This is a genomic window from Allobosea eneae (assembly GCF_042657265.1).
Taxonomy (GTDB): Bacteria; Pseudomonadota; Alphaproteobacteria; order Rhizobiales; family Beijerinckiaceae; genus Allobosea; species Allobosea eneae.
In genome coordinates this window covers 22,052-44,079 of sequence record NZ_JBHSLW010000004.1, presented here as the reverse complement: position 1 = coordinate 44,079, position 22,028 = coordinate 22,052, and the positions used below count along the sequence as shown (strand labels likewise).

Annotated in this window: 21 protein-coding genes; 13 read left to right on the top strand and 8 right to left on the bottom strand. The window is 67.6% G+C overall.

Annotated features, from left to right (window positions below; translation table 11 throughout):
• Window positions 1–72 precede the first annotated feature (72 nt).
• From ACFPOB_RS01395 to ACFPOB_RS01385, 3 genes are all read right to left on the bottom strand, one after another.
• A complete protein-coding gene (locus ACFPOB_RS01395) occupies window positions 73–228 on the bottom strand; it encodes a hypothetical protein (RefSeq protein WP_377795310.1) in 156 nt (51 codons plus the stop codon).
• 188 nt (window positions 229–416) lie between these two features.
• On the bottom strand, window positions 417–1,847 hold the full coding sequence (locus ACFPOB_RS01390; RefSeq protein ID WP_377795308.1) for an MFS transporter: 1,431 nt from the start codon (window positions 1,845–1,847) through the stop codon (window positions 417–419).
• 84 nt (window positions 1,848–1,931) lie between these two features.
• Window positions 1,932–2,234 carry a hypothetical protein gene (locus ACFPOB_RS01385; protein ID WP_377795306.1) on the bottom strand — a complete coding sequence of 101 codons (303 nt, stop codon included), beginning with the start codon at window positions 2,232–2,234 and terminating at the stop codon, window positions 1,932–1,934.
• A 243-nt stretch (window positions 2,235–2,477) separates the two neighbouring features.
• On the opposite strand from ACFPOB_RS01385, the gene flhA reads away from it, so the two are divergent.
• Entirely contained in the window at window positions 2,478–4,604 is a 2,127-nt protein-coding gene (flhA, locus tag ACFPOB_RS01380; RefSeq protein WP_377795304.1) for a flagellar biosynthesis protein FlhA, read from the top strand.
• Window positions 4,605–4,610: 6 nt separating this feature from the next.
• Here the strand turns inward: flhA and ACFPOB_RS01375 are convergent, their stop codons facing one another.
• Window positions 4,611–5,165, bottom strand: a complete 555-nt coding sequence (locus ACFPOB_RS01375; RefSeq protein ID WP_465248445.1) for a helix-turn-helix domain-containing protein — start codon at window positions 5,163–5,165, stop codon at window positions 4,611–4,613.
• Between the two features lie 139 nt (window positions 5,166–5,304).
• Here ACFPOB_RS01375 and ACFPOB_RS01370 point away from each other — a divergent pair, with 139 nt between their 5' ends.
• On the top strand, window positions 5,305–6,192 hold the full coding sequence (locus ACFPOB_RS01370) for a DMT family transporter (protein ID WP_377795300.1): 888 nt from the start codon (window positions 5,305–5,307) through the stop codon (window positions 6,190–6,192).
• A gap of 3 nt (window positions 6,193–6,195) precedes the next feature.
• Here the strand turns inward: ACFPOB_RS01370 and ACFPOB_RS01365 are convergent, their stop codons facing one another.
• The 3 genes from ACFPOB_RS01365 to ACFPOB_RS01355 form a co-directional block, all read right to left on the bottom strand.
• Window positions 6,196–7,290: a lysylphosphatidylglycerol synthase transmembrane domain-containing protein gene (locus tag ACFPOB_RS01365; protein ID WP_377795298.1), complete on the bottom strand. Its 1,095-nt coding sequence runs from the start codon at window positions 7,288–7,290 to the stop codon at window positions 6,196–6,198.
• Window positions 7,291–7,422: 132 nt separating this feature from the next.
• Window positions 7,423–7,806 (bottom strand): CopM family metallochaperone, encoded by a 384-nt coding sequence (copM, locus tag ACFPOB_RS01360; RefSeq protein WP_377795296.1) that lies wholly within the window; start codon window positions 7,804–7,806, stop codon window positions 7,423–7,425.
• Window positions 7,807–7,909: 103 nt separating this feature from the next.
• Window positions 7,910–8,527 (bottom strand): TetR/AcrR family transcriptional regulator, encoded by a 618-nt coding sequence (locus tag ACFPOB_RS01355; RefSeq protein ID WP_377795294.1) that lies wholly within the window; start codon window positions 8,525–8,527, stop codon window positions 7,910–7,912.
• Window positions 8,528–8,636: 109 nt separating this feature from the next.
• Between ACFPOB_RS01355 and ACFPOB_RS01350 the strand changes: the two genes are divergently transcribed.
• From ACFPOB_RS01350 to ACFPOB_RS01305, 10 genes are all read left to right on the top strand, one after another.
• The gene (locus tag ACFPOB_RS01350) at window positions 8,637–9,329 is read left to right on the top strand and encodes a PspA/IM30 family protein (RefSeq protein WP_377795292.1); all 693 of its coding nucleotides are present in this window, start codon (window positions 8,637–8,639) and stop codon (window positions 9,327–9,329) included.
• Between the two features lie 39 nt (window positions 9,330–9,368).
• Window positions 9,369–9,647, top strand: a complete 279-nt coding sequence (locus ACFPOB_RS01345) for a YiaA/YiaB family inner membrane protein (RefSeq protein WP_377795290.1) — start codon at window positions 9,369–9,371, stop codon at window positions 9,645–9,647.
• A gap of 116 nt (window positions 9,648–9,763) precedes the next feature.
• Window positions 9,764–13,171, top strand: a complete 3,408-nt coding sequence (locus ACFPOB_RS01340) for an acyl-[ACP]--phospholipid O-acyltransferase (protein ID WP_377795288.1) — start codon at window positions 9,764–9,766, stop codon at window positions 13,169–13,171.
• Window positions 13,171–14,133 (top strand): hypothetical protein, encoded by a 963-nt coding sequence (locus ACFPOB_RS01335; protein WP_377795286.1) that lies wholly within the window; start codon window positions 13,171–13,173, stop codon window positions 14,131–14,133. The genes ACFPOB_RS01340 and ACFPOB_RS01335 overlap by 1 nt, the downstream gene beginning before the upstream one ends.
• Entirely contained in the window at window positions 14,130–15,011 is an 882-nt protein-coding gene (locus tag ACFPOB_RS01330) for a ThiF family adenylyltransferase (protein WP_377795284.1), read from the top strand. The genes ACFPOB_RS01335 and ACFPOB_RS01330 overlap by 4 nt, the downstream gene beginning before the upstream one ends.
• Window positions 15,008–16,228: a hypothetical protein gene (locus ACFPOB_RS01325; protein WP_377795282.1), complete on the top strand. Its 1,221-nt coding sequence runs from the start codon at window positions 15,008–15,010 to the stop codon at window positions 16,226–16,228. The genes ACFPOB_RS01330 and ACFPOB_RS01325 overlap by 4 nt, the downstream gene beginning before the upstream one ends.
• Window positions 16,225–17,340 (top strand): GNAT family N-acetyltransferase, encoded by a 1,116-nt coding sequence (locus ACFPOB_RS01320; RefSeq protein ID WP_377795279.1) that lies wholly within the window; start codon window positions 16,225–16,227, stop codon window positions 17,338–17,340. The genes ACFPOB_RS01325 and ACFPOB_RS01320 overlap by 4 nt, the downstream gene beginning before the upstream one ends.
• Window positions 17,341–17,345: 5 nt before the next feature.
• Window positions 17,346–18,338, top strand: a complete 993-nt coding sequence (locus tag ACFPOB_RS01315) for a hypothetical protein (protein WP_377795277.1) — start codon at window positions 17,346–17,348, stop codon at window positions 18,336–18,338.
• A 76-nt stretch (window positions 18,339–18,414) separates the two neighbouring features.
• Window positions 18,415–19,305: a polyphosphate kinase 2 family protein gene (locus ACFPOB_RS01310; protein WP_377795275.1), complete on the top strand. Its 891-nt coding sequence runs from the start codon at window positions 18,415–18,417 to the stop codon at window positions 19,303–19,305.
• Between the two features lie 203 nt (window positions 19,306–19,508).
• Window positions 19,509–20,438 carry a glutaminase gene (locus ACFPOB_RS01305; RefSeq protein ID WP_377795273.1) on the top strand — a complete coding sequence of 310 codons (930 nt, stop codon included), beginning with the start codon at window positions 19,509–19,511 and terminating at the stop codon, window positions 20,436–20,438.
• A 93-nt stretch (window positions 20,439–20,531) separates the two neighbouring features.
• Here the strand turns inward: ACFPOB_RS01305 and ACFPOB_RS01300 are convergent, their stop codons facing one another.
• Window positions 20,532–21,317, bottom strand: coding sequence for a DeoR/GlpR family DNA-binding transcription regulator (locus tag ACFPOB_RS01300; protein WP_377795271.1), 786 nt, complete (start codon window positions 21,315–21,317; stop codon window positions 20,532–20,534).
• 76 nt (window positions 21,318–21,393) lie between these two features.
• Between ACFPOB_RS01300 and ACFPOB_RS01295 the strand changes: the two genes are divergently transcribed.
• Window positions 21,394–22,023 (top strand): TIGR00725 family protein, encoded by a 630-nt coding sequence (locus tag ACFPOB_RS01295; RefSeq protein ID WP_377795269.1) that lies wholly within the window; start codon window positions 21,394–21,396, stop codon window positions 22,021–22,023.
• Window positions 22,024–22,028: the final 5 nt, after the last annotated feature.

Here is a 22,028-nt window from a genome sequence, read left to right as displayed (position 1 = left end):
GTGGCTGGGGTCCACATCGCTCGCTCCAAGATGGCCTGAACAACCCCTTGGAATCACGAGTGCCCCAGTCGCTCAACCCTTTCGGGACGGGCTCTCAGGCAGCTCTTCCGGCTTCCTGGCCGGAAGGGGGGCGAGCTTGGGCTGCGCGGCTTCCGAAGCGGCGATGCCGCCGACGCTGGCCGCGGCGAGACCGCCGAAGAGCGCCATCACGAATGAACGTCGATCCATGTTCATGCCTCCAGTTGGTTCGATCCAGGCGCCGCGTTCCCACGAGCCTCACTCTATTCCCTTTGCTGACCTATCGTCACGTTCGCATTGCGACGATGGTTGACAAAGGGCCGACGGCGCGGGAGTCCGGCCGTTAGCTTGTTGTGACGGTTTGAGGCGCAATCGCTCCATCAAGGTCCGCCTCATTCTCAAACCGCTCCCAGCGGCTTGCTGATGTCCTCCAGCGAGCGGCGTTCCGCCTTCACCGCGAAGAACCAGGCGATCAGGCCGGCTGCGATCATCAGCACGGCGCCGAACAGATAGCCGCCGAACACGCTCATGCGCGAGCCGCTGTCGATCAGGATGCCGAACAGCCAGGGGCCGGCGACGCCGCCGAGCCCGGTGCCGAGCGAATAGAACACCGCGATCGCCAGCGCCCGAATCTCGAGCGGATAGGTTTCGCTCACGGTCAGATACGCCGAACTCGCCGCCGCGGATGCGAAGAAGAAGACGATGCTCCAGCAGATGGTGAGCTGGCTGGCGCTGACCATCTCGCGCGCGAACAGGAAGCCGGTCCCGGCGAGCAGGACGCCGGACAGGATATAGGTTCCCGCGATCATCGGGCGCCGGCCGAGCGTGTCGAAGAGCCGGCCGAGCAGCAGCGGTCCGAGGAAATTGCCGGCGGCGAAGGGCAGGATGAACCAGCCGATCAGATTGGACGGGACCGCGTAGAAGTCGGTCAGTACCAGGGCGTAGGTGAAGAAGATCGCGTTGTAGAAAAAGGCTTGCGAGGACATCAGCGCCAGCGCCACCAGCGTGCGTGGCCTATGCGTGACGAAGAGCGTATGGGCGACCTCGCTCATCGGCGTCGTCGGGCGCGGACGTATGGTGAGCGTCGGCAGCTTTGCGGCCGGCTGCGGCGGCGAGAAGGATTCGATGTGGGCGACGATGCGCTCGGCCTCGGCGATGCGGCCATGGCTCATCAGCCAGCGCGGGCTCTCCGGAATCCATTGCCTTAGGAACATGATGATCAGCCCGAGCACGGCGCCGATGAAGAAGGCGAGGCGCCAACCCATGTCCGGCGACACGAAAGCCGGATCGAGCACGATGATCGCGGCGACGCCACCAATCGCGGCACCGACCCAGAAAGAGCCGTTGATGACGAGATCGGTCCAGCCGCGCACGCGCGCCGGCACGAGCTCCTGGATGGCCGAGTTGATCGCTGTGTATTCGCCGCCGATGCCCATGCCGGTCAGGAAACGGAAGAGCAGGAAGCTCCACAGGTTCCAGGAAAAGGCGGTGGCGGCGGTAGCTGAGAGATAGACCAGCACGGTGATGGTGAAGAGCTTCTTGCGGCCGAGCCGGTCGGTGAGCCAGCCGAAGAAGACGGCGCCGATGACCGCGCCGGCGAGATAGGCGGCGCCGGCCATGCCGACCTCGGTATTGGTGAACCGCAGGACCGGGCTTTCCTTGAGCGCGCCGGAGACGGCTCCGGCGAGCGTCACTTCGAGCCCGTCGAGAATCCAAGTGATGCCGAGCGCGACGACGACGAGCGTGTGGAATCGCGACCAGGGCAACCGGTCCAGCCGGGCCGGAATGTCGGTGACGATCTCGCCTGGGCGTTCGCGTCCTTCGTTCAAAAGGCTTTCCCTTCGACAGACGGTCTTGGCGCCGCTTCAAAGGCAACAGGCGGCACGCAGGCCGCCTGTCGATTGTGCTTGTTCTCAGCGGTAGATCACGCGACGGCGCACGACGACGGGCCGGCGGTAAGGCCTGGGCCGGCGTACCACGACGGTGCGGCGAACGACGACCGGGCGGCGATAGGCACGGGGCCGGCGGACGACGACACGGTCGCGGACGACGACCTGGCTGAAATCGGCATCGGCCTTGTCGAGGCCAGCCTTCAGCTCCGGGGCGAGGTCGTCCGCGCTCGGCAGCGGGGCGGCCGCAGGAGCGGCCGTCGCGGCCTGCGCGATGCCCATGCCACCGACGCTGGCGGCGGCGAGACCGCCGAAAAGGCTCAGCATGAATGAACGTCTATCCAAGATTTCCTCCAGAATGCTTCGGCCAACTGCCGATGTCGTCGACCCCTCCGCAGTTGGGTGGCCGAATGCGGCCGCAAGGCGGCCATTCGATAACAGTCCGTTCAGGGAAAGGTTCCAGACGGGATTTTTTCCGCCTTCCTAACCACTCGTTAACCATGCGCTCGGCAAGAATTGCCGGGTACGGCAGCCGTCCGGCGACGGACGACGCGTGGGAGTTTTCGGTCGATGAGCGATGTGACGGCGGGCAGCAGCGGCGGCATGACGATGCCGACGCGCGGCCAGATGAGCACGCTGCTCAACCGGCCGGACCTGTTCCTCGCCATCGGCGTGATGGGCATCCTCGTGGTGCTGATCTTCCCGCTGCCGGCCGTCCTGCTCGACATGCTGCTGGCGCTCTCGATCATCCTCTCGGTGCTCGTCCTGATGACGGCGCTCTTCATCGAGGAGCCGCTGGAGTTCTCGGCCTTCCCGACCGTGCTGCTGATCGTGACGATGCTGCGCCTCGCGCTCAACCTCGCCTCGACGCGCCTCATCCTCGCCCATGGCCATGAGGGCACCGCCGCTGCCGGCCACGTCATCGAGGCCTTCGGCAATTTCGTGATGAGTGGCAATTTCGTGATCGGGGTGATCGTCTTCACCATCCTGATCATCGTCAACTTCGTCGTCATCACCAAGGGTTCGGGCCGTATCGCCGAAGTCGCGGCGCGCTTTGCCCTCGATGCCTTGCCCGGCAAGCAGATGGCGATCGACGCCGACCTCTCGGCCGGGCTGATCGACCAGGAGGTCGCCAAGGTCAGGCGCAAGGCGCTGGAGGACGAAGCCAACTTCTTCGGCTCGATGGACGGTGCCTCCAAGTTCGTGCGCGGCGACGCGATCGCCGGCCTCCTGATCACCTTCATCAACGTGATCGGCGGCATCATCATCGGCGTGGCGCAGCAAGGCATGAGCTTCGGCGCCGCGGCGCACAGCTACACCCTGCTCACCGTCGGCGACGGTCTCGTCAGCCAGATCCCGGCGCTGATCGTCTCGACCGCGGCCGGCCTGCTCGTCTCGAAATCGGGCGTGCGCGGCGCCGCCGACAAGGCGCTCGGCAAGCAGCTCTCGGGCTATCCCAAGGCGCTCGGCATGTCGGCGGCGGTGATGCTGCTGATCGCGATCCTGCCTGGCATCCCGATGCTGCCCTTCCTCGTCCTTGCCGCCGGCTCGGGCTGGCTGGCGCGGCATTTCGGCAAGCTCGCCAAGGCCCGCGAGGCGGAGGCGGCGGTGCAGGGCGCGCCGGGCGCTTCGCCGACGGCGGCCGACGGCACGGCGAAGGAAGAGACGCTGAACGACCTGCTCAAGCTCGACGAGCTCAAGATCGAGATCGGCTACGGCCTGCTGCCGCTCGTCAACGCGCCGGGCGGCGCCGACCGCTTGACCGACCAGGTTCGGGCGCTGCGGCGCCAGCTCGCGGCCGAGCTCGGCTTCGTCATGCCGGCGGTGCGCATCGTCGACAACGTCCAGCTCGAGGCCAACCACTACTTCATCAAGATCAAGGAGATCGATGCCGGTCACGGCATGGTCTATCCCGGCCAGTACATGGCGATGGACCCGATGGGCGGCAGCGTGACGCTGCCCGGTCACAATGTGCTGGAGCCGACTTTCGGCCTGCCTGCGACCTGGATCGACGGGGCGCTTCAGGACGAGGCGCAATTGCGCGGCTACACCGTGGTCGATGCGGCGACGGTGATCTCGACCCATCTCACCGAGGTGCTGAAGTCGCATATGCCGGAACTGCTCTCGCATGGCGAGGTGCAGAAGCTGCTGCGCGAACTGCCGAAGGACCACGCCGATCTCGTCAAGGAGATCGTGCCGCAACAGATCTCGACCACCGGCATCCAGCGCGTGCTGCAATTGCTGCTCTCCGAGCGCATCTCGATCCGCGACCTCGCCACCATCGTCGAGGGCATCGCCGAGGTCGCCGGCAGCATCCGTAATCCGCGCGACATCGCCGAGCATGTCCGCGTGCGCCTCGCCCGCCAAATCTGCGCGCAATTCTCCAACCAGCACGGCCAATTGCCGATCATCACCATGTCGCCGGCCTGGGAAAGCGTCTTCGCCGAATCGATCGTCGGCCAGGGCGAGGACCGGCACCTCGCCATGCAGCCCTCGCGGCTGCAGGACTTCGTCCATCAGGTGCGCGAGAAGTTCGAGGATGCGGCCCGGCTCGGCGAGATGCCGGCTTTGGTCACCTCAGGCATGGCGCGGCCGTTCGTGCGCCAGATCATCGAGCGCTTCCGCCGCGAGACGCCGGTGCTGTCGCAGAGCGAGATCCACCCTCGGGCGAAGCTCAGGACGGTCGGGAGCGTGTGACGGCGCTCAGCGCCGGCTCACCACCACGAGATAGCGCGCCGGCTCGGTGCCGGGATTGCTGAAGCGGCAATCGGCGGGCGGGCCGAGCTCCAGGCAGTCGCCCGCTTCGAGCCGGGTGACGATGCCGCCCTCGTCGAAGTCGAGCACGCCCGACTGCATCCAGATTTGCTGGCGGATGAAGGCGTAGGAGCTGGCAGGATAGGCAATCGCCGCGCCGGGCGGCAGCTCCCCGGCGACCAGTTCGAGATCGCCATTGCCGGCTGGCGAGATGGCGCGGCGGACGAAGCCGGTCTCCGGATCGCGCCAGAGCGGCTGGTCCTTGGCACGGCGCACGCGCTCACCGGCATTTTCAATCCGTGCCAGCAGGTTCGACAGGGTCAGGCCGAAGGCCCCGGAGAGCCGGCCGAGCAGCACTGCGGTCGGGCTTGCCTCGCCACGCTCGATCCGGCTGATCATGGCGCGCGAGACGCCTGAGCGCTCGGCGAGATCGTTCAGGCTCCAGCCGCGTGCCTCGCGCTCGCCGCGCAGCCGCTCAGCCAATCTTGACGCGAGATCGTCCATCATCATACCCTCGATTCTCTTATAATAGAGTGCGGCATCGGCGTTGGCCAGAGGATGAGGGAGGTGCCCTCCATCGACGCCAGGGCCGCATGCCGGGCCGGCATTGGTCCTTCCCGCCACCCGCGTTAAGCGCTGTCTCATGTCCCGCAATGCCGCCCTCTTCGCCCTTATGTGCCTTGTCTGGGGGCTGACATGGCTGCCGATCAAGGTCGGCGCGCAATATGTGCCACCGGTCTTCCTGGCGGCGTCACGCTTCGTCATCGCCGGCGCGCTGATGCTGGCCTGGGCCGGCAAGGATGTGTTGCGGGTGCCGGCTGCAGCCTGGCCGCGCGTCGTCATGACCGCGCTGCTGCTCAACACTGGCAACTACACCTTGCTGTTCTGGGGCACTGCGCAGGCGCCGACCGGGCTCGCGGCGATCGTCAACTTCGCGACCATACCGATCTTCACCATCATCGCCAGCTACCTGATCGAGGGCCATGCGGTCGGCGGGCGCAAGCTCGCGGCGATCGGGCTGGGGGCGATCGGGCTCGGCTTCCTGTTCTCGACGCGGGCGCTCGGCGGCCTCGCGACGGCCAAGGGCGGGCCGCTCGAGCTCTGGGGGCTGGCGGCGGTTGCCGGCGGCACGCTGCTCTACTGCTTCGGCGCGGTCTGGTCGCGGCCGGTGATGGGCCGCACCCCCACGCTGACGCTTGCCGGCTGGCAGACGCTGATCGGCGGCTTCGGGCTCTGCCTGATGTCGGGCCTGTTGGAAACCGTCACGCCGGCGCATTTCGGCGCGCTGCTCTCTTGGCCGGTGCTGCCGGCGCTGGCCGTGCTGGTGATCGGCGGCTCGCTGATCGGCTTCACCATCTATCTCAGGCTGGTGCGCGACTGGGGCGCCTTCCGGGCCGGCCTCTACGCGTTCATCAGCCCGGCGGTGGCCGTGGCGGCAGGCGTGATCGCGCTCGGCGAGCCGTTCGGACCGGCTGAGGCGATCGGCAGCCTTCTGATGTTCGGGGCGGCGGCGATCGCGCTCAAGCGCTGAGCGTCATTCCGGCTTGTCGATGTGCAGAGCGGCAGCCTTGGCTGCTGCCTGCTCCTGCGCCTTCATCTGCGTCTCGTGGGCCAGGGCCTTGCGCAACTGGTCGCGCTCGAAGGCCAGCACGATCGGCAGCGAGATCACCAGCGGGATGATCAGGTAGAACATCCGCCAGACCAGCAATGCTGCAAAGACCGCCGGGGCCGGCACGCCCGGCATCACCGCCAGGAACACCGCCTCCATCACGCCGACCCCGCCCGGCACCTGGCTGAGCAGGCCGGCCGAGAACGAGATCAGGAAGGCGCCGAGCACGATGAAGAAGCCGGGATTGCCTTGCTCTGGCAGGGCGAAATAGATGATGCCGGCGGCGCCCATCAGCTCAAGCGGTGCGGCGAGATATTGTCGGGCGACGATCGGCAGGCGCGGATAGACCAGCTCGAACGAGCCGATCTTGAGCGGCTTGAAGCGCAGCCAGGCGCCGATGGTGTAGAGCACGCAGAAGGCGAGCAAGCCGAAGCCGATCAGGCGGGCCTGCTTGTCGCCGATGCCGAACCAGTCGGAGAGCCGGTGCAGCGGTCGCAGGATCTGCGGCTCGCCGATCAGCACGAGGCCCATGAGCAGGATGGTGCCGAAGGCGAAGGTGAAGGAGCAGAGCGCCACCAGCACTGCGATCTCGGCGGCGGTCAATCCCTTCGCGTGATAGGCGCGGTAGCGCACCATGCCGCCGGAGAAGACCGAGGCGCCGATATTGTGCGAGAGCGCATAGGTGACGAAGGAGCAGAGCGAGATATAGGCCCAGGAGATGCCCTTCTCGCGGTGCAGGTGCAAAAGCGCGATCCGGTCGTACCAGGCGAGCGCGGCATAGGCGACGAGCGTCGCCAGGCCGGCATGGAAGAAGGCGGCGGGCGGGATCAGCGCGATCTTCTGGCCGATGCCGGTGGCGACGATCTTGACCGCATCCCAGAGGCCGGCCTGTTCGAGCTGGGCCGCGACGGCCTCGTTGGTCAGGGCCTCAGTCTTGAGCTTGTCCCAGAGCAGGTCGACCGACCAGATCACGGCGACGAGGCCGATCAGCGGCCAGAGATAGTCCAGATATTTCTTCATGGAATCCGCGAGCGGCCGGACGGCGAGAGAAGAAGCCTTCAAGCGCCTCTCTGCCAGCGCCTGCCCCGCAGGGCAAGCCACCGGCGCGAAACCCGCGCTGGGATCGCAGCTGATCCCGCGCGGGCTTGCAGACTACTTGCCGCGCTTCTTCAGCCAGTCACGCAGGAAGGCGATCTCCTTCTCCTGCTCGGCGATCACGCCTTCGGCGAGCTTGCGCAATTCGGGATCCTTGCCGTGGGCGAGCACGACCTTGGCCATGTCGACGGCGCCCTGATGATGCGGGATCATGCCGCGGGCGAAATCGACGTCGGCATCGCCGCTGAAGGCGATGGCCATCTCCTTGTGCATCCTGTCGTTGGCGGCCTTGTAGCCCTGCGTCGCGGCCATATTGGCGGCGGCAGGCGTCGTCGCGCCATGGCTGCCATGGCCCTGATGGCCCTGCGCGACCGCGAAGCCGGCGAGGCCGAACGTGGCGAAGAGGGCGGCGCCCGCCAGGAGGCTGCGGGTAGTGGTCATGCTGCTGTCCTTTCGGGAGGCCGGATCCGATATGCCCGAACCTTCAGTGCCGATCATGTCATCAGCGCGGCGGGCCTGGCGATCCGGCTGTCGCTCGCCAGCCTCAGGCCGGGGCAGTGAGCCCCCGGCAGACGAGGCGGACCAAGCCCTCGATCTGGCGGTCGAGATCGCGGCGGGGGACGGCGATCAGCTTCTCCTCCAGGCCGATCGCGACGACGCCGTGCACGGCCGAGAACAGGGTCCGGCCCATCAGCACGAGTTCCGCCTCGCCGCGCTCGGGCACCAGCAGGCCGAGCGGCTCGAGGATGTGGCGGAACAGCGTCATCTGATCGCTCACCGCCCAATCCGGCACGGTCGCGCCCTCGGCCATGCGGTGCTCGAACAGGACGCGCCAGAGCTGCAGATTGTCGCGGGCGAAAGCGCAATAGGCGAGGGCGACCGCGACCAGCCTGTCGGCGGCGGCATCCGCGGAGGCCGGCGTGTCCTCCCCCTCGGCCGCGTTCAGCGCCGCATCGAGCCGTGCCAGGGTGCGCGAGCCGACGCGCAGGACGAGTTCGTCCATATCCGCGACGAGGTTGTAGATCGCGCCGAGCGCGCAGCCGATTTCCTGCGCCAGCTCGCGGGCCTTCAGGCCGGCCAGGCCTTTCTCGGCGATCGCCTTCTCTGCCGCGTCGATCAACTGGGTGCGTTGCCGCTCGCGGCGCTCTGCCGTCGTGGTCATTTCCATCGGTCTCAAATTTCATGAACGATGTTCAAGATTTCTCTTGAACGCCGTTCAAGGGTTGGGTATACATCGCTTCGTGAACAACGTTCATAGCAAGGAAGCGTCAATGTTCAAGATGTTTCTTACCTTCGTTCGCGGCAGCGCCGCCATTGCCGAGGAGCGCTTCGCCGATCGCAACGCGCTCCTCATCCTCGACCAGCAGATGCGCGACGCCGCCGGCGCTTTCGAGCGCGCCAAGAAGGCGCTCGCGGTGGCGATCGCGCAGGACCGAAAGGAGAGCGAGCGGCTGGCCGCGAGCCATGCCCGCATCGCCGATCTGGAGAACCGCGTCACTGCCGCGCTCACTGCCGGCGACGACGCCCTAGCCCGCGAGGGCGCCGAGGCGATCGCCGCCCTGGAGGCCGACCGCGATGCGGCGGCGGGTGCACAGGCGCTGTTCGCCGCCGAGATTGTCCGCCTGCGCCGCCACGTCGGCCAGGCTCAGGCGCGCATCGCCGAACTCGACCGCGGCCGGCGCCTCGCCCGCGCCTCGGAGGCGGTTCGCCAGATGCGCCAGGGCCGGATCGAAACCGGCCCCGCCCATGACTCGACGCTTGCCGAAGCCGAGCAGACGCTGAGGCGCCTGCGCGAGCGCCAGGTTGAAGCGGAGGCCGCCGAGACCGCGCTCGACGAGCTCGACGGCGCGGCCGCGGCTTCCGTCACCGAAAAGCTCGCCGCCAAGGGCTTCGGCCCCAGGCTGCGGACCACCGCCGAAGACGTGCTGGAGCGGCTGCGCGGCCGCCAGCTCCAGGCGAATTGACCTCATTCCTCTGCAAACACACCCGAAGTGAGAATAACGATGAACCAGACTGCACAGCCCCATAGCGGCGCTTGGGTCAGCTTCACCTACGCCTCCTTCCTCGCCGCCGCGACCATGGTCGGCGCCGGCATCCTGTTCCTGCCGCTCGACTGGTGGGCGAAGGGCTATCTCGCCATGGGCTGCGTCATGCTCGTCCAGTCCTGCATCACCATGACCAAGACGGTGCGCGACATGCACGAGGCGTCGAAGCTGGTGAACCGGATCGAGGATGCCCGTACCGAGCGCCTGCTGATGGATGTCGGCAAGCCGGCTCTGTGAGGCTTGCCGCTCAGCCCGCAAGTCCCGCTTAACCGCAAATCGAGATCGGCCGGCGCAGGCAAGAGTTGCTAAAGCCCGGCCGATGCAACCTCACCATCCCTTCCCGTGAGATCGCCATGATCGACACACTGATGCTGAAGCGGCGCTTCGCCCCGCTATTCTGGGCGCAGTTCTTTTCCGCTTTCAACGACAACTTTCTCAAGAACGCGCTGGTCTTCATCATTCTCTACAAGCTCGCCGGCTCGCATGGCGAAGCGCTGGTGACGCTGGCGGGCGGGCTCTTCATCGCGCCCTTCTTCCTGCTCTCGGGCGTCGGCGGCCAGATGGCCGACCGCTTCGACAAGGCGGTGGTGGCGCAGCGGCTGAAGCTCGCGGAGATCGGCGCAGCCGCGGTCGCGGTCCTCGGCTTCACCTTGCATTCCGTGCCAGTGCTGTTCGTCGCGCTCGGCCTGTTCGGGGTGATCGCGGCGCTGTTCGGGCCGATCAAATACGGCATCCTGCCCGACCATCTGAAGCCCGAGGAGTTGCCTGCCGGCAACGCCCTGATCGAGGGCGCGACCTTCATCGCCATCCTGCTCGGCACCATTGCCGGCGGCTTGACGGCGCGTGAAGGGGGCGATGCCGCCCAGCTCAGCCTGCTGATCCTGGTCTTCGCGCTGGCCTGCTGGGTCGCGACGCTGTTCATCCCGAAGACCGGTCCGTCGGCGCCCGATCTCGTGATCGACCGCAACATCCTGCGCTCGACCCGCGACCTGCTCAGGGATCTGTGGGGCGAGGCAAGGCTGTGGCGCACCGGCGTCATGGTCTCGCTGTTCTGGCTGATCGGCGCGGTGGTGATGTCGCTCCTGCCGTCGCTGGTGAAGAACGGCATGGGCGGCACCGAGATGGTCGTCTCGACCTATCTCGGCATCTTCGCCATCGCGATCGCGGTCGGCTCCGGCATCGGCTCCTTCCTGTCGAGCGGGCGCATCGTGCTCTTGCCGGTGCCGGTCGCCGGCGTGGTAATGGGCCTGTTCGCGCTCGATCTCGGCTGGGCGGTCTCGGGCATCGTCGCGCATCAGCCGGCGCAGGATATCGGCGCCTTCTTCGCCGGCCCCTCCGCCTGGCGCGTCGGCATCGATCTCGCCGGCCTCGCCATCGCCGGCGGCGTCTTCGTCGTGCCGTCCTTCGCGGCGGCGCAAGCCTGGGCCCCGGCCGACAAACGCGCCCGCATCGTCGCCGCGGTCAACGTGCTCTCGGCCGCCTTCATGGTCGCCGGCGCCGTCGTCGTCGCGCTGCTGCAGGCGGCGGGCCTGACGCTCAGCCATCTCTTTCTGCTGATCGGCGTGCTCACCATCGCGGCGTCCTTCTGGATCCTGCGGACGCTGCCGACCAATCCGCTCAGCGACTTCCTGTCGATCCTGTTCCGCGCCTTCTACCGGGTCGAGGTCACCGGCCGCGAGAACATCGCCAAGGCCGGCGACAACGCCATCATCGCGCTGAACCACGTCTCCTTCCTCGATGCGGCGCTGGCGCTCTCGATCCTCGACAAGGAGCCGGTCTTCGCCATCGACCACGGCATCGCCCAGCGCTGGTGGGTGAAGCCCTTCCTGAAGCTGACGCGCGCCATGCCGCTCGATCCGTCGCGCCCATTGGCGACGCGCTCGCTGATCAACGCCGTGAAGAACGGCGAGAGCCTGGTGATCTTCCCCGAGGGGCGCCTCACCGTCACCGGCAGCCTGATGAAGGTCTATGACGGCGTCGGCATGATCGCCGAGAAGTCGGGCGCGCCGATCGTGCCGGTGCGGATCGAGGGGCTGGAGGCAACGATCTTCTCGCGGCTGACCCGCGAGCAGGTGCGCCGGCGCTGGTTCCCCAAGGTGCGCGTCACCGTGCTGGAGCCGGTCTCGCTGACCGTGCCGGAAGAACTGAAGGGCAAGCCGCGGCGCCAGGCGGCAGGTGCGGCACTCTACCAGATCATGTCCGACCTGATCTTCAAGACCACCGACATCGACCGCAGCGTCTTTTCGGCGGTGGCGGAAGCGGCTGTGGTCAACGGCAAGGGCCGCGTCGCGGTCGAGGACCCGATCACCGGAAGCCTGACCTATAAGCGCCTGCTGATCGGCGCCGAGGTGCTCGGCCGCAAGCTGATGCCGCTGGCCGGCAAGGGCGAGGCGATCGGCGTGATGCTGCCCAACGCCAATGGTGCGGCGGTGACGCTGCTCGGCCTGATGTCGGCGGCGCGCGTGCCGGCGATGATCAACTTCACCGCCGGCGCGAGCAATATCGCCGCGGCCTGCAAGGCGGCTGAAGTGAAGACCATCGTCACCTCGCGCGCCTTCGTCGAGAAGGGCCGGATGGGGCCATTGATCGAGGCGCTCTCGGGGGAGGTCGCGATCGTCTACCTTGAGGACATCCGCGCCACCGTCTCGACTGGCGACAAGCTCAAGGCGCTCTGGCGCCATGGCACGCCGATCGAAGAGGCCAAGGGTTCGGATCGCGCCGCGATCCTGTTCACCTCGGGCTCGGAAGGGGCGCCCAAGGGCGTGGTGCTCTCGCACCGAAACATGCTGGCCAATGCGGCGCAGGCCGCGGCCCGGATCGATTTCGGCCGGCGCGACAAGGTCTTCAACGTGCTGCCGGTCTTCCATTCCTTCGGCCTGACGGCGGGGCTCGTCCTGCCGCTGGTCTCGGGCGTGCCGGTCTATCTCTACCCGTCGCCGCTGCACTACCGGATGGTGCCGGAGCTGGTCTATGGCTGCAACGCCACCATCCTGTTCGGCACCGACACCTTCCTGACCGGTTATGCCCGCGCCGCGCACCCCTACGATCTGCGCTCGCTGCGCTACATCGTCGCCGGCGCCGAGCCGGTGAAGGACACGACGCGGCGGACCTATATGGAGAAGTTCGGCCTGCGCATCCTCGAAGGCTACGGCGTCACCGAGACCGCGCCGGTGCTGGCCCTGAACACGCCGATGTTCAACCGCTTCGGCACGGTCGGCCGGATCATGCCCGGCATGGAGGCCAGGCTCGAGCCGATGCCCGGCGTCGAGGAGGGCGGGCGGCTGCATGTGAGCGGGCCGAACATCATGCTGGGCTATCTCAAATCGGAGAACCCCGGCGTGCTCGAGCCGCCGCCCGAGGGCTGGCACGACACCGGCGACATCGTCGTGATCGACAAGGACGGCTTCGTCACGATCAAGGGCCGCGCCAAGCGCTTCGCCAAGATCGCCGGCGAGATGGTTTCGCTCGCCGCAGTCGAGGCGCTCGCCGCCGAATGCTGGCCGGGCGTGCTCTCCGGCGTCGCCAGCCTGCCCGATGCCCGCAAGGGCGAGCGGCTGGTGCTGGTGACGCAGCAGAAGGACGCGACGCGCGCCGCCTTCCAGGCCTTCGCCAAGAGCAAGGGCGCCGCCGACCTGATGATCCCGGCCGAGGTGATGGTGGTGCCGGCCGTGCCAGTGCTCGGCTCCGGCAAGCTCGACTTCGCCGGCATCTCCAGGCTGGTGAAGGAGCGTAGCCAGGCCCCCGCCCCGGCGGTGGCCTGATGCTCGGCTTCTGGCTGAAGGCGCTGCGGCGGCCGACGCTCGACCTTACGCTCGCGACTGCGCCCGGTCTGACGACGCGGATCATCGAGCGGCCGGGCATTGTGCTGGACGATGCCGAGCTCGCGGCGCTGGTCGAGCAGCTCCGCACCGTGGCAGGGCGAACGCTGGCGCAGGGCGCGCTGACCTATGGCGTTTTCTCCGGCGAGCGCGAGCGCCTGAGCCAGAGCATCGTCACCTTGATCAGCGAGACGGCGACCGGGCGCCCGGTCGCCTTCAACGCCCTGGCGCAGATGCAGCTCCAGCTGAACGGTGAGCCGGAGCAGGTCACGCATCTCGGCCTCGTCATGGTCGATCCCGAGGTGCGCGGGCGCGGGCTCTCCTGGGTGCTCTACGGCCTGACCGTGCTGGTGCTGTTCGTGCGCGGGGGCCTCAGGCCGCGCTGGATCTCGAACGTGACGCAGGTGCCGAGCGTGGTCGGCATGGTCTGCGAGACCTTCTCCGACGTCTATCCCTCGCCGGATGCCGGCAGCCGTCAAAGCTTCGCGCATCTGACCCTCGCCCGGCAGATCATGCGCGGGCACCGCCACGTCTTCGGCGTGGGCGAGGAAGCCGGCTTCGAGGAATCCCGTTCGGTGATCATCGACGCCTATACCGGCGGCTCCGACGATCTGAAGAAGAGTTTCGAGCAGGCCGCCCAGCATCGTGATGCTCGCTACAACGCGTTCTGCCGGGAGACGCTCGACTATGAGCGCGGCGACGACGTGCTGCAGCTCGGCCGCATGGATCTGGCGGCGGCGCGGCGCTACCTGCTTGGGCAGGTCCCCCGCTCGTCCTTGCCTGGCCTCATCGGGGCCTCGGCTTTTCTGCTGCTGCAGAGGCTGGTGCTGCCCTTGCTGCACTGGCTCGACGATGGCAGGCGTTTCGGCACATTGCGTCCACGCGCCGCGAGGACGAAGCCATGATTCCCGGATTCAGCTACGAGCTCTTCACCACCCGCAATATCGGCTTCGTCAGCGAGACTGAGCAGGCAAGGCTGCGGCAGGCGACGGTCTTCGTCTGCGGCGTCGGCGGCATGGGCGGGGCCGCCTTCATGGCGCTGGTCAGGGCCGGGGTCGGCCGTTTCGTCATCGCCGACATCGACGTCTTCGAGATCTCGAACCTGAACCGGCAGGTCTTCGCCAATGCCGGCACGGTCGGCCTGCCCAAGGCGGAAGCTGCCGCCGAGGCGGCGCGCGCGATCAATCCGGAGATCGAGATCGAGGTGCTCGGCGCGCAATGGGCGGAGTGCCTGCCGGAGATCGCGGGGCGCTGCAAGGTGATCGTCAACGGCATGGACGACATCGCCGCGGGCCTGCATCTCTACCGCACGGCCAAAGCGGCTGGCGCCAGCGTGATCGATGCCTATATGGCGCCGCTCCCCTCGGTGATCGTGGTCCGGCCGGAGGATCCGCGCCCGGAGGAACGGCTCGGCTTCCCGACGCTCGGCAAGGACTGGCGCACGCTCAGCGACGACGACAAGCGCGCGGCGATGCTGTGCGAGGTGACGCATGTCATGTTGCATTCGCGCTCGCGCCATCATGTCGACCTCGCTATTGCCGGCGAGGTCGCCGCCGGGCGGCGCAGCCGCATGTCCTTCGCGCCCATGGTGATCACCACCGGCATGATGATGGCCTATGAGGCGATCGCGCTCGTGCTGGGCAGGCGCACCGGCACCGATTGCCGCGGCTGGTTCTTCAACCCCTACCGGCCGGCGGTGGAACGGCCGCTGCCTGCGCCGGTTGCGGCACTTCTGAAGCCGTTCGTGGTGCGGGCGCTGGGCAAGATGGTGGCCGGGCCATGAATGGCGGCTTCGCCAACCCTGCCCTGGTCGCCGATTCCATCGTCGACATCTGCGGCGCGCTGGGGCTCGCCGTCGCCATGCTGACCTTGCGCCGGCGCGATCCGCGCGGGGCGTTGACGACGCGCTTCCTCGTGGCGATGGGGCTCGTCGCCGCGCTCTTCCTGCTGCGTGGCCTGAGCTGGTGGAGCGGCAGCGTCCTGCTGGAGCGGCTGGCGCTGTCCTGCGCCGCTTTGTTCCCGCTGGGCGCGTTGATCGTCACCGAGGGCATGCTGCGCCGGCATGCGCCGCGCGCCGGCAAGATCGCCGTCCTCGCCGGCTCCGGTCTGCTCGTGCTCGGCAGCCTCGTCGGCCTCGCCGATCACCCCTGGGCCTATGATCTGGCGCTGGCCGGTTTTCAGTTCCTGACGGTCGCCTTCTGCGGTGTACTGCTGTTCCGGCGCGACCCGGCCTCGCTGACCGAGGCGGAGAACACCAGCGTCTGGCGCCTGGGGCTCTGCGCCTTCCTGATACTGCCTTTCGCGCTCAGCGATTTCCGGGGGCTGATGCCCGACATGCCGGTACGGCTCGGTGGTGTCGGGGCATTGCTGCTGGTCTCGATCGTGCTCGTGACCGGTGGCGCGGCGCCGACGCGGCGGCAGGGCTTCTACCTGCTCGGCCTGCGCGTCTCTGCGGCACTGCTGCTCGGCGTCGCTGCGGCGCACGTCAACCCCGGCGCCGATCTCGCCCATGGCGTCAGGCTCTGCGCAGTGACGCTCGCGGGCGTGCTCGCGATCGCGCTTTCGGTCGATGCGCTGTCGAGCTCTTTCGATGCGGCTGCGCCGGGCGTGCTGGGCTCGCTCGCCCGCTCGCGCGCCGAGACACGCGAGGCGTTGATCGCCCAGCTCGCCGGGCATCCGCTGTTCAGCAACGCCCACCGCCTCAGTGAGGCCGAGCTCGCCGATTACGACCCGGCCATCCTGAAGCCGGCACTGCGCGAGATCGGCGTGCTCCACGCCTCCGGCCGGAACTGGCCCTGGCCGCCGGCCGACCCTGCGGCGGAGCGGCTCGCGGCCTTGATGGCGGCCCATTCCGCCAGCCATCTGCTCGTGCTCGGCGAGGAGCCGCTCGATCTGCTGCTGGTCACCGTTCCGGTGGTCTCGGCCGATCCCGCCACCGAGACGGCGCTGGTGCTGGTGCGCCGGCTGCTGGCGAGCGCACCGAGCAAGGTCCCGGCATGATCGAGATCACCAGCAACGACCGCAAGGCCGCCTTCGCCGTCACCGCGCAGGTTTATCCAGCGGACACTCCCTATGTGCCGCCGATGTGGTCCGATTTCGATCGCATGCTCGATCCCAAGCGCAATCCGCTGGTCAGGGACGGGCATGGCCGCTTCGAGCTGTTCACGGCGGTGCGCGACGGGCGGCCGCTCGGACGCATCGTCGCGACGATCCATGACGCTTCGAATGCGCGCCATGGCACGGCCCGGGCGCAGTTCGGCTATTTCGACTGCGCCGATGACCCCGAGATCGCTGCGGCCCTGCTCGGCGCTGCCGAGAATTGGGCGCGCGAGCGCGGCATGGCGGAGCTCGTCGGCAACTTCAACCTGACGGCGATGCAGCAGGTCGGCGTCGTCACCGGCGGCTTCGAAAACGCGCCCTTCACCGACATGCTCTACAGCCCGCCGCATATCGCGCGGCTGCTCGAAGCGAATGGCTACGCCCCCACCTTCCCGATGACGACCTTCCGGATCGCGCTGGCCGATGTCGATCCTGCCGGGCTGCTCGGCGACAAGCAAAAGGCGATCCTCGCCGATCCCGATTATCGCTGGATGCCGATCGACCGCCGGCATTTTGCGGAGCGACTGGAGGGATCGCGGCTCATCCTGAATGACGGCTTCGACGCCAACCCGATGTTCGTGCCGCCGACGGCGGAGGAATATCGCTTCCAGGCCGGCGACATGATGTGGGTGATCGACAAGCGCATCTCGACCGTGGTGCACCATAAGGGCGAGCCGGTCGGGGCGATCATCGCGATTCCCGATCTCAACCCGCTGGTGAAGGCGACCGGCGGACGGATCGGCCCGAGCTTCCCTTTTCGGTTCCTCTGGCATCGCTGGACCAACCGGCGCGCCGTCATCGTCTACCAGTCGGTCAGCCGCGCCTTCCATAATCGCGGGCTCAACGGCGCCATGCTCTACAAGGTGACGAGCGCGCTGAAAGCCGCCGGCTATGACGAACTCGGCGGCACCTGGATCGCCAACGTCAACGGGCCGAGCCTGCGGCAAGCCGAGAAGGCGGGGGCGAAGCCGCTGCACCGGCTGCACCTCTTCGCCAAAAGTCTGCGGGGCTGACGACCATGCTCGACCGCGCCTTGCTCGAAGAATTGCTCGCCGAGGTCCGGCTGGCGCCAAGCGTCCACAACATCCAGCCGACGCGCTGGCGGCTGGTCAACGAAGACACACTGCTCTTGGTGGAGGCCACCATGCGGCGCCTGCCAGCGGCCGATCCGTCCGGGCACGATGTACGGCTCTCGCATGGCGCGGCGATCGAGGGGCTTTCGCTGGCGCTCGGCCGGCGCGGACTGAGGATCGCGGAGGTCGAGCCCGTGGGTGAGCCGGGAGCTTCCGGTGGCTTGCAGCCGGTCGCGCGCATCGCGATCGCGGCGGGCGGCCAGGCTGATGGGCTGGCGGATTTCGTCTCGGCCCGGGCGAGCTGGCGTGGTGGCTTCCGGCCGTTCGATCAGCCCGGCGAGGCGGCGCTCTCCATGTTCTCCGCCCTGGCCGGCGATGTGCAGCTGGTCCGCGACACGGACAGCATCGACGCGATCGCGCGCCTCGCCGACGAGGCCGGTCTCCATTTCCTCTGCGACGACGCCCATCGCGCCGAACTGCTGCACTGGATGCGGTTGTCGCGCAGCGATCCGTCCTATGAACGCGACGGGCTCAGCGCCGAGGCCATGGCGATGTCGGGCGTCGTTGCCTTCGGGACCAGATTTGTGCTCGGCCCGTTGTTTCCCTTGCTACGCCGCCTCGGGCTCGCCGCGACGCTGGCGAGCGAGCGAGGCAAGTTCGCGAACTCTGCCCTCGCGCTCTTCCATCGACCTGAAGGCGAGGACCCGCTCGTGACCGGGCGCGCCTTCTACCGGGCCTGGCTGGCGATGACGGCGCAGGGGCTCGCCGCCTGTCCGGTCTCGGTGCTGGCCGATCGGCCGGCGAGCAATAGGCAACTTATTGAGCGACACGGCGTTCCCAAAGGTCGCCGCCTCGTCAACGTCTTCAGGCTCGGCCTCGCCGCGGGGGCACCCGCGGCAGTGCGAGCCCGGCTGCCGGTAGCGGAGCTGATTGTCTGAACGCAGCCGCAAGGCTGGACAATCGGCCACGGGGCGACAGATTGAACAGAGGTCTTTCTGCGAGAGGATGCCAGGCATGCTGCCGGACGAGATGGTCAAGCGCTTCAGGGTCACGGATGGCGATGACTTCAAGCTGAAGCATTTCGACCCCGGCGAGACCTGCGGCCTCGACCTCGACAAGAACGGCGCGAGCGAGCTGCTGCAGACCGGCGTCAAGCGCCTGCGCGATCTGCAGGAGCGGCTGTTCGCGGAAAAGCGCTGGTCGGTGCTGATCGTGCTGCAGGCGATCGACACCGCCGGCAAGGACGGGACGATCGAGCACGTGATGTCCGGTGTCAATCCGCAGGGCTGCGAGGTTACCTCCTTCAAGGCGCCGAGCTCGCTGGAGCTGCGCCACGACTTCCTCTGGCGGACCACCTGCGCGCTGCCGGAGCGCGGCGAGATCGGCATCTTCAACCGCTCCTATTACGAGGAAGTGCTGGTCGTGCGCGTGCATGAGGAGCTGCTGCGTAAGCAGGGCCTGCCGCCCAAGCTGATCGGCAAGAACGTCTGGCGCGACCGCTTCGAGAGCATCCGCGATTTCGAGAAGCATCTGGCCCGCAACGGCACGGTCGTCCTGAAGTTCTTCCTCAACCTGTCGAAGGACGAACAGCGCCGGCGCCTGCTGGCGCGGATCGACGAGCCCGATAAGCACTGGAAGTTCGATGCGGGCGATCTCGCCGAGCGCAAGCATTGGGACGACTATCAGGGCGCCTACCAGGACGCGATCGCCGAGACGGCGAGCAAGCACGCGCCCTGGCATGTCGTGCCCGCCGACAACAAATGGTTCACCCGGCTGATCGTCGCGGCGACGATCGTCGACCGGCTGGAAAGGCTCGATCCGCAGTTCCCCGTGGTCGACGACGAGGCGCGCAAGGTTATGGCCAAGGCCCGGAAGGAGCTGCTGGCCGAGGATCGCGTCATCTGACAGCCTGATCGGGATCGGTACAGGGGCGCCCGAGCTAAAACCAGGCGCCTCCTCTCTCGCAGCCGTCGCCCGCTCGAAGCGCCTTCGGTCATTGCGAGGCCGCGATGAGGGGGGGGCAAAGCGCTTTCGGGTGGTTCGGTGAGGCTTGACCCTCCGCTCGGCCTCTGGCTTGCCTGACAGGTGCAACAGCCGGGATCATGGGCGTGACGGATATCGGGCGGCTCGTCCGCGACATTGCCGACGAGATGCGCGGCGCCGAAGAGCGCGGCCAGGTCGCGACCTATATCCCGCCGCTCGCCCGCATCGATCCGCGCCGTTTCGGGCTCTGTGTCGTGACGTCGGATGGCGAAATCCATGCCGCCGGCGACAGCGAGGAAGCCTTCTCGATCCAGAGCGTCTCGAAGGTCTTCGCCCTGACCCAGGCGCTCGGCAAGGTCGGTGATACGCTCTGGCGCCGCGTCGGGCGCGAGCCCTCGGGCACGCCGTTCAACTCGATCGTGCAGCTCGAACGCGAGCACGGCGTGCCGCGCAATCCCTTCATCAATGCCGGCGCGCTCGTCGTCGCCGACATCAACCTCGCCGGCCATGAGCCGCGCGTTGCGATCGGCGAGCTGCTGCGCTTCATGCGCTACCTCGCCGATGACGACAGCATCATCATCGACGAAACCGTGGCACGGGCCGAACAGACGACCGGCTTCCGCAATATCGCGCTCGCCAACTACATGAAGGCCTTCGGCAACATCATTCATGCGCCGGAATTGACGCTCGGCGTCTATTTCCATCAATGCGCCATCGCCATGAATTGCCGGCAGCTCGCCATGGCCGGGCGCTTCCTGATGCATGGCGGGTTCTACGCGCCAGGCGGAGCGCGAGTGGTCTCGGCGCAGCGGGCTCGGCGCATCAACGCGCTGATGCTGACCTGCGGCCATTACGACGCCTCCGGCGACTTCGCCTTCCGGGTCGGGCTGCCCGGCAAGTCGGGCGTCGGCGGCGGCATCCTGGCGATTGCGCCTGGAAAGGCCGCAATTGCGGTCTGGTCGCCCGGCCTCAACGCCAACGGCAATTCCCTGCTCGGCACGCTGGCGCTGGAACGCCTGACCGAGGCGACGGGCTGGTCGGTCTTCGCGCGGTAGCGCTCAGCTGCTCAGCCTTGGCACATCCTGCCTGGCGCGGCGGGCGGCATCCTCTGTCGTTGTGGAGCCTGCGCTCCGGTGTCGATCGAAGCGTCAGTTGGCGACCAGCAGGTCGAGACCTGCAGCTGAGATCTGCTCGGAGAGCTCGGCCGGCGGCTGGGCATCGCTGACCAGCCTCGTCAGCTGACGCAAAGGCGCCACATGGGCAATGGCCCGGCGCTCGAACTTCGAGTGGTCGCCGACGGCGATCGCTGTGTCGGCCCGGCGTAGCGCAGCCTGTTTCACAGCGATCTTCTCAAGATCGAAATCCATGACGGTGCCGTCGTCGTCAAAGCCGGAATAGCCGAGAAAGGCGAGGTCGAAACGAACCGCCGAGATGCCGGCGATCGTCGCAGCGCCTGCAAGCGAGCCATCGGCGCCGCGGGCGGTGCCCGCGAAGACATGGAGCTGAAGTTCGCTTTCGCCCGCGAGGATGGTCGCTGCCGCAAGGCTCGAGGTGAAGACGCGCAAGCCGACCCGTCCGCGCAGGGCCCGCGCCACCGCCTCGACCGTCGTCCCGACATCGAGGAAGACCGAGGCGCCATCGGGGACGAGCGCTGCAGCCGCCTTGCCGATCCGTGCCTTCGCATCAGCGGCCCGGATGCTCTTCTCGAGATATCCCAGCCTGACGGTGGTCTCGCTCGGACCTGCGCCGCCATGGAAGCGCTGCAGCAGGCGCATGCGGTCGAGCTGGATGATGTCGCGGCGGATGGACTGCGCCGAGACCGTGAAGCGATGGGCGAGCGCATCGATCGTCGCATAGCCCTGCTCGCCAACGATGCGGACGATGTCCAGCTGGCGCTGCGTTAATTCCCCGGCCAGCTCCGCTTGAATGGTCATAAACCCGTCTCCGCTGTAAACTATCTTACGCCGGAGTTGTCAGTGCTGGCAACCGGGCAGCGAAAGGGGCGAGCGAATGTCGACAGGATTGCGGTGGCTGCCAGATATCCGAGCCCTGGTCGCAGACGGCAGGCGTTTCGATCCTTCGACGCTGAGCTGGCGAGCCGATGACACAGATCATGCCGGTGCAGCGGACGTCAGCGCGACCGCGGCGCTCCGGCATCTCGCGGCGACGCAAGCGCTGAGGCGTGTGCCGATCGGCATTATCGGGCCGCGGGAAGCAACCCAGCATCAATGCGCACTCGCCGAAGAGCTTGGCTTCGCCATGGCCCAGCATGGCCTGCAGCTGCTCTGCGGCGGCAAGAATGGCGTGATGGAAGCGGCCTGCAAGGGGCATGCGGCTGGTGGCGGCTTGCCGATCGGCCTCTTGCCTGACGAGGAATGGCAGGCGGCGAACCCCTATGTCGCGATCCCGATCGCGACCGGCATCGGGCCGGCCCGCAATGCGATCATCGCCCGCAGCTGCCTCGTCCTGGTGGCCGTCGGCGGCGGTGTGGGAACGCTGTCGGAAATGGCGCTGGGCCTGCAATTCAAGCGCCTTGTCCTCGCGCTCGCAGATGCGCCCGTGGTCGACGGCGTGGCGCGCCTGGACAGCCCCGAGGCCGCACTGGCGCGCATCGCGGGCCACATTCTCGGGAATTTGTAAGATTT